At 50.3% G+C, this 14,148-nt stretch carries 12 protein-coding genes and 1 tRNA gene; 9 read left to right on the top strand and 4 right to left on the bottom strand.

What is annotated here, in order from left to right:
• Window positions 1–12 precede the first annotated feature (12 nt).
• Entirely contained in the window at window positions 13–1,071 is a 1,059-nt protein-coding gene (dinB, locus tag SK58_RS19485; RefSeq protein ID WP_032652654.1) for a DNA polymerase IV, read from the top strand.
• 55 nt (window positions 1,072–1,126) lie between these two features.
• Here the strand turns inward: dinB and pepD are convergent, their stop codons facing one another.
• Window positions 1,127–2,584, bottom strand: a complete 1,458-nt coding sequence (gene pepD / locus SK58_RS19480) for a cytosol nonspecific dipeptidase (protein WP_023295966.1) — start codon at window positions 2,582–2,584, stop codon at window positions 1,127–1,129.
• Window positions 2,585–2,842: 258 nt separating this feature from the next.
• Here pepD and gpt point away from each other — a divergent pair, with 258 nt between their 5' ends.
• The 3 genes from gpt to crl all read left to right on the top strand — a co-directional run bounded on the left by gpt (window position 2,843) and on the right by crl (window position 5,108).
• Window positions 2,843–3,301 carry a xanthine phosphoribosyltransferase gene (gene gpt, locus SK58_RS19475; protein ID WP_003863205.1) on the top strand — a complete coding sequence of 153 codons (459 nt, stop codon included), beginning with the start codon at window positions 2,843–2,845 and terminating at the stop codon, window positions 3,299–3,301.
• A 104-nt stretch (window positions 3,302–3,405) separates the two neighbouring features.
• The gene (gene frsA, locus SK58_RS19470; RefSeq protein ID WP_048220352.1) at window positions 3,406–4,650 is read left to right on the top strand and encodes an esterase FrsA; all 1,245 of its coding nucleotides are present in this window, start codon (window positions 3,406–3,408) and stop codon (window positions 4,648–4,650) included.
• A gap of 56 nt (window positions 4,651–4,706) precedes the next feature.
• On the top strand, window positions 4,707–5,108 hold the full coding sequence (gene crl, locus SK58_RS19465) for a sigma factor-binding protein Crl (RefSeq protein ID WP_006809999.1): 402 nt from the start codon (window positions 4,707–4,709) through the stop codon (window positions 5,106–5,108).
• Window positions 5,109–5,239: 131 nt separating this feature from the next.
• On the opposite strand, the gene phoE is transcribed toward crl, so the two are convergent.
• The gene (gene phoE / locus SK58_RS19460; RefSeq protein WP_017383128.1) at window positions 5,240–6,292 is read right to left on the bottom strand and encodes a phosphoporin PhoE; all 1,053 of its coding nucleotides are present in this window, start codon (window positions 6,290–6,292) and stop codon (window positions 5,240–5,242) included.
• 305 nt (window positions 6,293–6,597) lie between these two features.
• On the opposite strand from phoE, the gene proB reads away from it, so the two are divergent.
• From proB to SK58_RS19440, 4 genes are all read left to right on the top strand, one after another.
• Window positions 6,598–7,701, top strand: coding sequence for a glutamate 5-kinase (gene proB / locus SK58_RS19455; RefSeq protein ID WP_015571369.1), 1,104 nt, complete (start codon window positions 6,598–6,600; stop codon window positions 7,699–7,701).
• 11 nt (window positions 7,702–7,712) lie between these two features.
• A complete protein-coding gene (gene proA / locus SK58_RS19450; RefSeq protein WP_045339014.1) occupies window positions 7,713–8,966 on the top strand; it encodes a glutamate-5-semialdehyde dehydrogenase in 1,254 nt (417 codons plus the stop codon).
• 111 nt (window positions 8,967–9,077) lie between these two features.
• Window positions 9,078–9,153 (top strand) — tRNA-Thr (locus SK58_RS19445).
• A gap of 163 nt (window positions 9,154–9,316) precedes the next feature.
• Complete coding sequence (locus SK58_RS19440; protein WP_048220351.1) at window positions 9,317–10,513, top strand: tyrosine-type recombinase/integrase; 1,197 nt, start codon at window positions 9,317–9,319, stop codon at window positions 10,511–10,513.
• Window positions 10,514–11,110: 597 nt separating this feature from the next.
• Here SK58_RS19440 and SK58_RS23000 read toward each other — a convergent pair.
• The gene (locus SK58_RS23000; RefSeq protein ID WP_048220350.1) at window positions 11,111–11,752 is read right to left on the bottom strand and encodes a hypothetical protein; all 642 of its coding nucleotides are present in this window, start codon (window positions 11,750–11,752) and stop codon (window positions 11,111–11,113) included.
• Between the two features lie 87 nt (window positions 11,753–11,839).
• The gene (locus tag SK58_RS19430) at window positions 11,840–13,285 is read right to left on the bottom strand and encodes an FRG domain-containing protein (protein ID WP_048220447.1); all 1,446 of its coding nucleotides are present in this window, start codon (window positions 13,283–13,285) and stop codon (window positions 11,840–11,842) included.
• Window positions 13,286–13,582: 297 nt separating this feature from the next.
• Here SK58_RS19430 and SK58_RS19425 point away from each other — a divergent pair, with 297 nt between their 5' ends.
• Entirely contained in the window at window positions 13,583–13,945 is a 363-nt protein-coding gene (locus SK58_RS19425; RefSeq protein WP_255353786.1) for a hypothetical protein, read from the top strand.
• Window positions 13,946–14,148: the final 203 nt, after the last annotated feature.

The raw sequence follows: 14,148 nt of genomic DNA, 5'->3' as shown, positions 1-14,148 counted from the left end.
TGAGGGCTTACTATGCGCAAAATAATCCATGTCGATATGGACTGCTTTTTTGCCGCAGTGGAGATGCGTGACAACCCGGCGCTGCGGGATATTCCGATCGCCATTGGCGGCAGCCGGGTTCAGCGCGGTGTCATCAGCACCGCCAACTATCCTGCTCGCAAATACGGTGTACGCAGCGCCATGCCGACAGCGATGGCGCTGAAACTGTGCCCGCATCTCACTCTTTTGCCCGGACGTTTTGATGCCTATAAAGAAGCATCGAGCCACATTCGGGAGATCTTCTCCCGCTACACCTCACTGATTGAACCGTTATCGCTGGATGAAGCCTATCTGGATGTCACCCACAGCGTGCACTGCCACGGCTCCGCCACCCTCATGGCGCAGGAGATCCGCCAGACTATTTTTAACGAGCTGAACCTGACGGCATCGGCAGGCGTCGCGCCGGTCAAATTTCTCGCCAAAATCGCCTCCGATTTAAATAAGCCCAACGGCCAGTACGTCATCACTCCGGAAGAGGTTCCGGCGTTTTTAAAGACGCTGCCGCTCAGCAAAATCCCCGGCGTGGGCAAAGTCTCCGCCGCGAAGCTGGAAAATATGGGGCTACGCACCTGCGAAGACGTTCAGCGCAGCGATCTGGCGCTGCTGCTTAAGCGTTTTGGCAAGTTTGGCCGCGTACTGTGGGAACGCAGTCAGGGCATTGATGACCGGGATGTGAACAACGAACGGCTGCGTAAATCGGTCGGCGTTGAACGCACGCTGAGCGAAGATATCCATGACTGGACCGAGTGTGAAACCATTATTACGGAACAGCTTTATCCTGAGCTTGAACGACGCTTACTGAAGGTCAAACCGGATCTGCTTATTGCCCGACAGGGCATCAAACTGAAATTTAACGATTTTCAGCAGACGACGCAGGAGCACGTCTGGCCACGCCTCAACAAAGAGGATCTTATCGCGACGGCGAAAAAGGCGTGGGAAGAACGGCGGGGCGGACGAGGGGTGAGGCTGGTGGGGCTGCACGTCACCTTGCTGGATCCGCAGCTGGAGCGTCAACTGGTGTTGGGACTGTAGATTACGCTAATCGTAGGCCCGGCAAGCGTAGCGCCACCGGGCATCAAACGGCTAATTACTTAACAGGAATTGCTTTCAGCAGCTCAGTCAGCAGCGTCCAGTAGTGACCGACGCTTTCAATGTGAACCTGCTCATCCGGGGAGTGTGGCCCGGTGATGGTTGGCCCGATGGAGACCATGTCCATATCCGGATACGGTTTCTTGAACAGACCACACTCCAGACCCGCATGAATAACCTGAATGTTCGGGGTGCTGTTGAACAGTCGCTGATAAGTTTCACGCACCAGTGCCATGACCGGAGAACTTGCATCCGGCTGCCAGCCCGGGTAGCTGCCTTTTGCAGACGTTTTCGCGCCCGCCAGGGTACCCAGAGATTCCAGCATGCTCACAACGTACTCTTTACCGCTGTCGATCAGGGAACGGATCAGGCAGATGATCTCTGCGCTGTCGTCACCCATGGTCACCACGCCCACGTTCAGGGAGGTTTCCACCACGCCTTTCGCCACGTCAGAGTTGCGAATAACGCCGTTTGGCGTTGCGTTCAGCAGCTGGACGAACGTGTCACGAGACTGTGCGGTCAGCGCGGCTTTATCCGTCGTAACGGACTCCAGCACCACCGTCAGGTTTTTCTCTTTTGCAGACAGTTCGTTTTTCAGGATCTCCAGATACACGCTGGAGAGGTTTTTCAGCTCGTCCGCTTTCGACGCAGGCACCGCCACGGTAGCGAAGGCTTCGCGAGGGATCGCGTTACGCAGAGTACCGCCGTTGAAGTCCACCAGACGCAGATCCAGTTCAGCGGCATGGCCCGCCAGGAAACGCGCCAGCAGTTTGTTGGCGTTGCCCAGGCCCAGGTGAATATCACCGCCGGAGTGACCGCCTTTCAGCCCTTTCAGCGTCAGCTTAAAGGTCTCGAATCCGGCAGGGATCGCTTCGCGGGACAGCGGCAGGGTAGAGATAAAATCGATCCCGCCCGCGCAGCCCATGTAGATCTCACCCTCTTCTTCGGAGTCGGTGTTGATCAGAATGTCCGCTTGCAGCCAGTTTGCCTGGAGACCGAACGCGCCATCCATGCCCGCTTCTTCAGTCATGGTCAGCAGCACTTCCAGCGGACCGTGTTCAACGCTGTCGTCAGCCAGCACGGCCAGCGCGGAAGCCATACCAATGCCGTTATCTGCGCCCAGAGTCGTGCCGCGCGCCTTCACCCACTCACCGTCGATGTACGGCTGGATCGGGTCTTTTGTGAAGTCGTGAACGGTGTCGTTGTTTTTCTGCGGAACCATATCCAGGTGCGCCTGCAATACCACTGGCTTACGGTTTTCCATACCTGCGGTGGCAGGTTTGCGGATAAGAATATTGCCAACCTGGTCGCGCTCAGCGTGCAGACCTTTTTCCTTTGCCCAGCCCATAATATGTTCGGCAAGCTGTTCTTCGTGATAGGAAGGGTGCGGAATGGAGCAGATTTTGGCAAAAATATCCCACAATGGCTGTGGAGATAATTGAGACAGTTCAGACACGATAGGTCTCCTTGTCGATGCGCTGCAAAACAATGTTGCAGGTCACAGGGTTAGCAGGTTGATTGTTACCACAAGTCAGGCTTGCGAGATGCAACTGAGAATACCACTTTCTCCCGTGGCTGGTAGCATTAAGCATGTAAAAACTCAGGCTCATGGCGCGTAACACTGGTTTTTAGTGCGTCAGATCTCTATAATCTCGCGCAACCTGGTTCACCCTCATTTTTTTAAGCCGTATATAAACAGGCTGGGACACTTCACATGAGCGAAAAATACGTCGTCACCTGGGACATGTTGCAGATTCACGCACGCAAACTGGCTGCGCGTCTGATGCCTTCCGAACAGTGGAAAGGCATTATTGCCGTCAGCCGTGGCGGTCTGGTACCGGGGGCGCTGCTGGCACGTGAGCTGGGTATTCGTCATGTCGATACCGTATGTATCTCCAGCTACGATCACGACAACCAGCGCGAACTGAAAGTGCTGAAACGCGCGGAAGGCGACGGTGAAGGCTTTATCGTTATCGACGATCTGGTGGATACCGGCGGTACCGCGGTGGCTATCCGCGAAATGTATCCAAAAGCGCACTTCGTCACTATCTTTGCGAAACCAGCGGGTCGCCCACTGGTTGATGATTACGTTATTGATATCCCGCAGGATACCTGGATTGAACAGCCATGGGATATGGGCGTGGTCTTCGTACCGCCTATCTCTGGCCGTTAATTTCAGTACGTAACTTTACACGCCCGGTTATGCCGGGCGTTGTTCTTTTTAGCCTGCCACGCGTTACAATGGTCTTCATATGACGTATCCATGGAGGCAACGCAATGACGCAGGCGAATCTGACCGAAACTCTCTTCAAACCCCGTTTCAAGCACCCTGAAACGTCGACGCTGGTGCGTCGGTTTAATCCGGGGACAATGCCTGCCGTTCAGTCAGCGTTAGACGGTAAGAACGTGCCGCACTGGTATCGAATGATTAACCGCCTGATGTGGATCTGGCGCGGCATCGATCCGCGTGAAATCCTCGACGTGCAGGCGCGTATCGTGATGAGCGAGTCCGAGCGTACCGACAGCGATCTCTACGATACGGTGGTGGGCTACCGTGGTGGAAACTGGATCTACGAATGGTCAAAGCAGGCCATGCCCTGGCAGCAAAAAGCGAGCCAGGAAGAAGATGCCACTCTCAGCGGCAAGCACTGGCTGCATGCGGCAAACCTTTACAGCATCGCTGCATACCCGCATCTGAAAGGCGACGAACTGGCAGAGCAGGCCCAGGCGCTGGCAAACCGGGCTTATGAAGAGGCCGCCCAGCGGTTGCCTGGCCGGATGCGTGAAATTGAGTTCGCCATTCCCGGTGGCAGCCCGGTGACCGGATTCCTGCATATGCCGGAGGGGGAAGGGCCGTTCCCGGCGGTTCTGATGTGCGGTGGACTGGACTCGTTACAAATTGACTATTACAGCCTGTATGAGCGCTACTTTGCCCCAAACGGAATCGCCATGCTGACGCTTGATATGCCTTCCATTGGTTTTTCATCCAAATGGAAACTTACGCAAGACTCCAGCCTGCTGCACCAGCATGCTTTAAAAGCGCTGGAGAATATCCCCTGGGTTGACCACACCCGGGTAGGCGCGTTTGGCTTCCGCTTTGGCGCTAACGTCGCGGTACGGCTTGCCTACCTTGAATCTTCACGCCTGAAGGCCGTCGCCTGTCTTGGCCCGGTGGTGCATGCTCTGTTAAGCGATCCTGCGCGTCAGGGTAGCGTTCCTGAGATGTATCTGGACGTGCTGGCGAGCCGACTTGGCATGCATGATGCTTCAGACGAAGCGTTGCGCATTGAACTTAATCGTTATTCATTAAAAACGCAGGGCTTACTCGGCCGCCGCTGCCCAACCCCGATGATGTCCGGTTTCTGGGAGAACGATCCGTTTAGCCCGGAAGAGGAGTCACGCTTAATCACGTCGTCATCTTCTGATGGTAAATTGCTGGAGGTACCCTTCAGCCCGGTGTACCAGAATTTTGACAAAGCGCTGAAAGAGATCACACGCTGGATCACGCAGAGATTGTGTTAATAGTTTGCTAAATTTCGTTGGTTTGGTAAAACAGTGCTTCACAAAAGGAGATCGCAATGACGTTACCGAGTGGACACCCGAAAAGTAGACTGATTAAGAAGTTCATGGCTCTTGGCCCGTATATTCGAGAAGAGCAGTGTGAAGAGAATCGCTTTTTTTTCGACTGCCTGGCTGTTTGCGTCAACGTGAAGCCTGCACCCGAAAAACGTGAGTTCTGGGGCTGGTGGATGGAAATGGAAGCACAGGAAAACCGTTTTACCTATAGCTATCAGTTTGGCCTGTTTAATAAAGACGGGCACTGGCAGGCGACGAGCATCAAAGATCAGGAAGTGATCGATCGCCTGGAGCATACGCTAAAAGAATTTCACGGCAAAGCTCGCGACCTGCTGGCAACGCTGGATCTGAAGCTGGAGCCTGCGGACGATTTTTCCAGCGAAGCGGTGAAACTGAGAGCCTGATGATGTCACAGCGCCGGGTGGCGGCTACGCCTTACCCGGCATGAAAAATTTACTATCCCGTACGCCCGGTAAGCATAGCGTCACCGGGCACAAAAAAACCGGCTCAGCGCCGGTTTTTTATTACCACAACATCAGAACTGGTAGGTCATGCCCAGCGCAACGATATCATCGCTGCTTACGCCCAGTTTATTATCGTCATCGATCTGGTTGATCTTATAATCAACAAACGCAGACATATTTTTGTTGAAATAATATGTCGCACCTACGTCGATGTATTTCACGATATCTTCATCGCCGATACCTTCGATATCTTTGCCTTTAGACTGCACGTAACCCAGAGATGGACGCAGACCAAAGTCAAATTGATATTGCGCGACCACTTCGAAGTTTTGCGCTTTATTTGCAAAGCCACCGGAAATAGGGGCCATATTGCGGGTTTCGGAATAGATAGTGGCCAGATAAATATCGTTGGCATCATATTTCAAACCGGTTGCCCAGCCTTCTGCTTTTTTACCTTCGCCGCGTGCCTGAAGGTTTTGATCGTTAGTGCGATCGGAGCTGGCATACGCACCAATCACAGAAAAATCGCTGCCGCCGAAGTCATAGCTCAGGGAGGTACCGAAGCCGTCACCGTTTTGCTTCTTCACGTCGCGGTTTTCATTTTTGCCCTGGTATTGCAGGGTCATGTTCAGGCCGTCAACCAGGCCAAAGAAATCGGTATTACGGTATGTGGCCAGACCGGAGGCGCGTTTCGTCATGAAGTTATCGGTCTGCGCCAGGCCGTCACCGCCGAACTCCGGGAACATATCGGTGTATGCGGCGACGTCATACAGCGCGCCCAGGTTACGGCCGTAATCCAGTGAGCCGAAGTCTTTCAGTTTCAGCCCGGCAAATGCCAGACGTGTTTTTTGAGAAGAGTCGCTCTCAGCTTTGTTACCTGCGAACTCAGCTTCCCAACGTCCGTAGCCCGTCAGCTGATCGTTAATCTGCGTTTCACCCTTAAAGCCGAAACGAACGTAAGTCTGGTCACCATCCTTAGCGTCATCATCACTGATGTAGTGCATTGCTTTTACTTTGCCGTACACGTCCAGTTTATTCCCGTTTTTATTATAAACTTCTGCTGCCTGAACAGATGCGGAAGCAACTACGCCCATTACCACTAATGCCAGAGTGCTCTTTTTCATTTTCAATCCTGATTTTATAAAAACGCGCTAATATTCGCTGAGTAATAAGATTCGACTTATTACCCCGTGAAAAACAGGAAGGGTTTTATCGTTCGTGGGTGAAAGTTTTATGACAAAGTAAGAATATGTCTAAAAAAGTATGTTTTAATTTTTCGGTAATAAAATTGTCAAAATCTGCCGCTACGCTTCCTGATCCCGCGCAACAAAGTGACGGGTCATACGCTAAGGCAGTTGGCAACGGAGCTGACACCTGTTAAAACGTCTGACTGACATCATTTTCCCTTATTGTTGAACGGCAGAGAATCATGAGTGACAGCCAGACGCTGGTGGTAAAACTCGGTACCAGTGTGTTAACAGGCGGATCGCGCCGCCTGAATCGTGCCCATATCGTTGAGCTTGTACGTCAGTGCGCTCAGTTGCATGCCGCAGGGCATCGTATTGTGATTGTGACTTCCGGGGCGATTGCCGCCGGGCGTGAACACCTGGGCTACCCCGAACTCCCCGCGACGATCGCCTCCAAACAGCTGCTGGCCGCCGTGGGACAAAGCCGACTCATACAGCTCTGGGAACAACTGTTCTCCATCTACGGCATTCACGTCGGGCAGATGCTGCTGACGCGTGCGGATATGGAAGACAGAGAACGTTTCCTGAACGCCCGCGATACGCTGCGTGCCCTGCTGGATAACCATATCGTTCCGGTCATTAACGAAAACGACGCTGTTGCCACCGCTGAAATCAAAGTGGGCGACAACGATAACCTCTCTGCGCTGGCGGCGATCCTGGCAGGGGCCGATAAGCTGCTGCTTCTGACCGATCAGCAGGGGCTGTTTACCGCTGACCCGCGCTCTAATCCACAGGCTGAACTGATCAAAGACGTTCACGGCATTGACGATGCGCTGCGTGCCATTGCGGGTGACAGCGTTTCTGGTCTGGGGACCGGCGGCATGGGCACCAAGTTACAGGCCGCGGACGTGGCGTGCCGGGCCGGTATCGACACCATCATCGCCGCGGGCAGCCGTCCGGGCGTGATCGGTGATGTGATGGAAGGCATCTCTGTGGGCACTCGCTTCCACGCCCAGGCGTCCCCGCTGGAAAACCGAAAACGCTGGATCTTTGGTGCGCCCCCGGCTGGCGAACTGACCGTGGATGAAGGCGCGACCGCCGCTATTCTGGAAAGAGGAAGCTCGTTACTTCCAAAAGGAATTAAAAGCGTGACAGGCAACTTCTCGCGTGGTGAAGTGATCCGAATCCGTAATCTTGAAGGTCGCGACATCGCTCATGGCGTAAGTCGTTATAACAGCGACGCGCTGCGTCGGATTGCTGGTCACCATTCCCAGCAGATCGACGCCATCCTGGGCTATGAATATGGCCCGGTTGCCGTGCATCGTGACGACATGATTATTCGTTAAGGAGCCAGAACATGCTGGAACAAATGGGCGCAGCCGCGAAAGCCGCCTCTTATAAACTGGCGCTCCTTTCCAGCCGCGAGAAAAATCGCGTGCTGGAAAAAATCGCTGATTATCTGGAATCTCAGTCGCAGGAAATTTTGCTCGCCAACGAGCAGGATCTGCTGGAAGCGCGTCGCAACGGCTTGAGTGAAGCGATGCTCGATCGTCTGGCGCTGACCCCGGCGCGTCTGAAAGGTATTGCCGACGACGTCCGTCAGGTGTGCAACCTCGCCGACCCGGTAGGGCAGGTGATTGACGGTGGGGTGCTCGACAGCGGATTACGCCTTGAGCGTCGCCGCGTGCCGCTTGGCGTCATTGGGGTGATTTACGAAGCGCGTCCAAACGTGACGGTGGATGTCGCCTCCCTGTGCCTGAAGACCGGTAATGCCGCGATCCTGCGTGGCGGGAAGGAGACCTGGCGCACCAACGCCGCGACGGTAAACGTCATTCAGCAGGCGCTGGAGGAGTGTGGTTTACCGGCGGGTGCCGTGCAGGCGATTGAAAGCCCCGACCGTGCGCTGGTCAACGAGATGCTGCGCATGGACAAATACATCGACATGCTCATCCCACGCGGCGGCGCGGGCTTGCACAAGCTGTGCCGTGAGCAATCTACCATTCCGGTGATCACCGGTGGTATTGGCGTATGCCATATCGTGGTGGATGACACCGCGGAGGTAGAACCTGCGCTGAAGATTATCGTCAACGCTAAAACACAGCGTCCAAGCACCTGTAATACGGTAGAAACGCTGCTGGTGCATCAGGGCATCGCCAGTACCTTCCTGCCAGCGCTGAGCAAGCAGATGGCGGAAAGTGGCGTCACGCTGCATGCGGACGAGAAGTCTCTCGCCCTGCTGAAAGACGGTCCGGCGAAGGTCGTTCCGGTTAACGCGGAGCAGTACGACGATGAGTATTTGTCGCTGGATCTGAACGTGAAGGTGGTTGCGGATCTCGATGACGCTATTGCGCACATTCGTGAACACGGAACCCAGCATTCTGACGCGATCCTGACGCGCACCCTGCGCAATGCCGATCGTTTTGTGAATGAAGTGGATTCGTCTGCGGTTTACGTGAATGCCTCGACGCGCTTCACCGATGGCGGCCAGTTTGGTCTGGGCGCGGAGGTGGCTGTGAGCACTCAGAAGCTGCACGCCCGGGGTCCGATGGGGCTTGAAGCGCTGACCACCTACAAGTGGATCGGCTTCGGTGATGATACGATCCGTGGGTAAATAATCACGGGTGATGCAAAAATAGCCGTTTGATTCAAAAGGGCATTGACGCATCACCCGGTTAGATCTACTCTTTTGCCCCGTGGTTACGCTCGTAACCGGCCTTTCAGGGCCGATATAGCTCAGTTGGTAGAGCAGCGCATTCGTAATGCGAAGGTCGTAGGTTCGACTCCTATTATCGGCACCATTTCAAACTCTTCTCAAGTCTACCGAAATCAACTTAAAGCCCGTATACTGCGGTTTATGGCCCGTATTTTATCTCCTTTTATCAACTGGACTCAACCGGAATCAAGTTACAGTTGGGGGCATAAGTGGGGGCATTCTGTGTTCGGTCCAGGGAGATGCCCCCAATGAAGCTAAATGCACGACAGGTAGACGCCGCTAAACCCAGAGAGAAGGCCTACAAGCTGGCAGATGGTGCTGGTTTGTATCTTGAAGTCGTTCCCTCTGGTTCTCGATACTGGCGAATGAAATATCGCTTCAATGGAAAAGAGAAGCGTATGGCTTTTGGTGTTTATCCAGCAGTGTCTCTTGCACAAGCGAGGGCACTGCGTGATGAAGCCAAGAAAAAGCTGGCCGAGGGTATCGATCCATCCTTTGCCAAGAAAGAAGAAAAACTGGTTCGCGATGTGCAGCTCAATAATACGTTTCAGGCAGTTGCGCTTGAATGGCACGGAACGAAGGTGAGCCGATGGTCAGAAGGCTATGCCTCCGATATCATCGAAGCATTCAATAAAGATATTTTTCCCTATATCGGCCAGCAGCCGGTAAATGAAATTAAACCGCTGGTTCTGCTGAATGTGCTGCGTCGAATGGAAAGCCGTGGCGCGACAGAGAAGGCCAAGAAGGTTCGCCAGCGCTGCAGTGAAGTCTTTCGTTACGCCATAGTTACCGGCCGTGCGGAATACAATCCTGCAGCGGATCTAACCAGTGCTATGTCAGGGCATGAATCGAAGCATTATCCCTTCCTTACCGTTGAGGAGTTACCAGACTTCTTTAAAGCTCTCTCTGGCTATACAGGGAGCCCGTTAGTTGTTCTTGCCGCACGTTTGCTGATCCTTACGGGAGTTCGTACCGGTGAGCTTCGAGGTGCTTTCTGGAGTGAGTTTGATCTTGAAAAAGCGGTGTGGGAAATACCTGCAGAGCGTATGAAGATGAAACGGCCTCACCTGGTGCCCCTCTCTACCCAAGCGCTGGAAATCGTACAGCAACTCAAAGTGATGTCTGGGCAATATCCTCTTGTGTTCCCAGGGCGTAATGATCCCCGCAAGACGATGAGTGAAGCGAGTATTAATCAGGTATTCAAACGGATTGGGTATACGGGAAAGGTTACTGGACATGGTTTTCGGCACACGATGAGTACGATTTTGCATGAAGAAGGGTTCAATACGGCATGGATTGAAACCCAACTTGCGCATGTCGATAAGAATGCGATTCGTGGGACGTATAACCATGCGTTATATTTGGAAGGGCGTAGGGAGATGATGCAGTGGTATGCGGATTATATTGATAACATTGGAAAATATAAGATAATCATGGCCTTATGATACGAACCTTATATTGGTCCTTTATTAGTAGGTAGCGTGAAATCTAAAGCTAGGCTCCTCCTTTTTGGAGGAGTTCAACCCCAGTAATTTTTGTAATGATTTACATTTGCGTCTGACTGTCTGCTTAGTGCCAGGAGCGGACACTAGCGATTGTACTTTGCTTTAATACCACCGCGAGGTGGCTTTTTCTCCCTTTTTGCGAGTATTCGGTAAAACGCCTATTATGCATAAACTATGTATTCTGACGCACAGGCGCACTATGCTGAGCCGGACGTTACCGATATAATGGATAGCGAAATTCATTCATCAAAAGGAACTAAAATGACTGACCGGTTGATATAGCAGCGTGAGTTTTCTGACCTTATGAACGGGCTGCACGGAAGCATCTTAAAATATGCTACTGACCGAGCCGAACACCATCAGTGTGAGGTTTTTCTGTGCGTGAACAACAAATCACACTGCTCCTCCGTCAGGCGGGCCACGTTCACCGGCCCAGCCCGATTCGGGCAGAATAATGTAACAATACCTGCTAACGACAGTGGAACAATACCGTCTTCGAACTTGAAGAAAATCCTCGTAATTACTAGAATGCCGCAGTTAACGATAAATTTTTTCCTGATTTATCTTAATAAACTCTCCGGTGTCGCGGTCTAGCTGTACAATACTCCCATTTAAAAATGTATATATTTTCAAACTTAAGAATGTAACTTTTATTTCATCAAATTGTGGATACATGATTACATTTTCACATTCATCACACCCTTCAATTTTCTCATATCCGGTAACAGGAACGTCTGTAGTATTAAATACAAATATACCGAGTATTTTATTTTGTTGGATGATCCATTCGTTGTAAGTTTGACGTTCAGTCAAAGAATTTCTAAGATCTTCTATCCTTATATCTTTTTTATCAGTATGTCGGATGTAATCATCATCTGTATAACTTCCACAATCTTTAGACGATACTGCTACTAACCCATCCTCATCAAAGCCGACGATGACACCAATAGCCCCGATAGCTTTGGTTTCATCCGAGAAAAAACAGTAATTATCTCCTGGTATAATTAATGAACATGATATTCCGCCATGCACTTCACCCTTGATTATTTTATTTAAATCATCGGGGTAATAAAGACCTCTTCCACGCCCTATACCTTTTGGACACCCTGAAAAATGAACCACTAATCCAGATACTTCATTAAGGAAGTCATAAATTTCATTGGTTGTAGGTTTGATCATGTTCACACTCGTAATTATTATTATTTCTGTCATGTTCCTACAAAAATCATAATAATAAATCAGACAGACCGCTCCGACTTAAATTAATTATTTCATATGGTACTTGTTTTTGATCTCTTCGGCAGATTTTTCAAGACTCGGGTAAATTGTGCTGGCGTGTATATTAAGGATGCTCAATTGTTCCATAATGTGTTTTTTGTTGGTTACAGGTATCCTCCTCACGGAAACCTCACTGTCCCCAGATTCCTGTAATGCAGCATCCATTCCGAAAAGTAAAAATGCACCCGACTGGGATGCAATGCGCGTATTCGAAATTTTACCGCGTACAAATAATATCCTTCCTAAATCTAATGGGTTTATTATATCTTTAAAGTAAGGCTTCTCATCTTTAATACAATGAAGAAGATGACCACAGACTCCTATCTCATTAAATTTGTCTATAACGTCCTCACGATAAGTGTCGGTTTTTTCTCGGCCGATGTAGTGAGCTTTAACCTTATCCTTCGATATATCAATAGCCTTGGTCAACTCATTCTTCTGCTCTTTACTCAGATTTGATAAGTTCGTAATGCAGCTGACCGTATCAGAATCAAAAAATTTAACCTGTGATTTATTAGTTTTTAGAATGATGACCTCACCATCTATTTCCTTTCCATCTTTATCTTTCTTTATTGAAGAGCATGCAAAATACAGAGCGACTAGGGGGTTGTAAGTCAAATCTAGCAGTCTGGTAGGAAGCCCGAAATGCTGCATCCTCACTAACTTATCCAACATGTATTTATCTGATGAAAACTCGCCGGGTTGAACGGTTAGCATTTCACTGTTTAAATTTCTTTCGTTAAAATAATGCGTGTATTCGCCTGTCTTCTTATCCTTCCTCAAAATAGAAGGCTCGAGCCGGTATTCGTGATTTGAATGTCCACGATAAAATGTTTCTTCTTCATCACTGGATTCAATTTCCAGAATTAACTTAATATAATCCTGGAGATTGTCTATGCTTTCTTCATTCTTTCTTGTACTCCCAATCGTATCTAACTTGGTGTTTGTAATCACTAGGGCGAGAGGGATATCTATTGGTAGCTCAAGAGATTCATTTACTTTATCTAAAACTTCACGAAGGTTTTTATTCTTTATGGACCAATGAGTTCTGGTAAGTCCGAAGTTGTTAATATCGACATCTAAAGCTTCGCTAAGCTTACTTTCACTACACACATTTCTTTCGCCGTAATCTTGAAGTAATGTAAACTCGTAATGCACCATTTTATTGGAAAGGCTTAATCTATGTATTTTCCCGATTTTGATATCAATGTAATCAAAATATTCTTCCGATTCCTCTATTTGTCTACTGTGAAGTTCGCTGATAAATAATACATATGTTTCCTCCAGTATTTTCAGTGAGTCGTCTGTAACAGGGACTATTTTCTGCGAAATATCTGAAGGTGTTGATTCAAGAAAACGAGATAGCGGGAAATTTGAACTCCCCCGGTCGCCCTCAACCATTATCCAGTCAGTATTATGACTTTCCATTATCATATTAAACAATCGATATTCCTTTTGTTAGTAATTAACTCGGGCATGACTTAACACCCGTGGGATACAACACTATAATACTGCGGCGCGGCATCATCAAACAAAATCCTGAACCGTTCCCTCTCCCTTCACTCCTGGATATACCACTGTGGAATAACTGACCTGCTCTCTGTCGGTTAACACACGGGAAGATGAGCTGAGCATTATCAATGGCGATGACAGTTGTGAACATCCGCTCCTCGCTCAAAGTTGCCATATGAAATGGATGGATGACTGAATTAGCTGGCATCAAGAAGAGATATGGGCGCATTTGACTATGTGGATGAGGCCTTTGACGTGTGGCGGGAACGCTCTCGTCATGCCTGGCAGCTGTATATCTCGTGGCTCGAAGCGCAGGGGATTAAACGCCAGGATGAGACAGCAGCAGAGGGCGAGAACATTCCTGCGGACAATCAGCTTTCGCTGGAGCTTGAGGTTCCGCCTGTCGCGGCGGACAGCACTGCAGTGCCCGCCATCGTGGAGCGAGAAAGCATTTCCGGTGATGTGCGGCAAATCCTGAAGGACAACCCTGTATCCCGCTCATCGTCCGTATGGCCAGCGTTCTGGTCAGTCTGCCAGAGGGTGTTTTATCAGGTGAAAAAGGTGGTATGGGAGCAGTGGTGAATCACCATGAGTGAGGTGAGGATTACTACCTGGCAGAATCTGACAGCAGGCGTTTACGCCAACAATGATTTAAATGGAATAGGTTGTTGTATCCATTTTATTGTCTCATTGACTCAACTCCTTTGTCTATGGATGGTATCTGTAGAAGAAATTTTGGAGTCAGAACGTAAATGACATCAATCAAATATTCGTCCCTTTTTGAT

Origin of the sequence: Enterobacter sp. BIDMC93 (assembly GCF_001037805.1) — a bacterium.
GTDB lineage: Bacteria > Pseudomonadota > Gammaproteobacteria > Enterobacterales > Enterobacteriaceae > Enterobacter > Enterobacter hormaechei_C.
The sequence above is the reverse complement of the archived record's forward strand: the minus strand, read 5'-3'. Positions and strand labels throughout refer to the sequence as shown.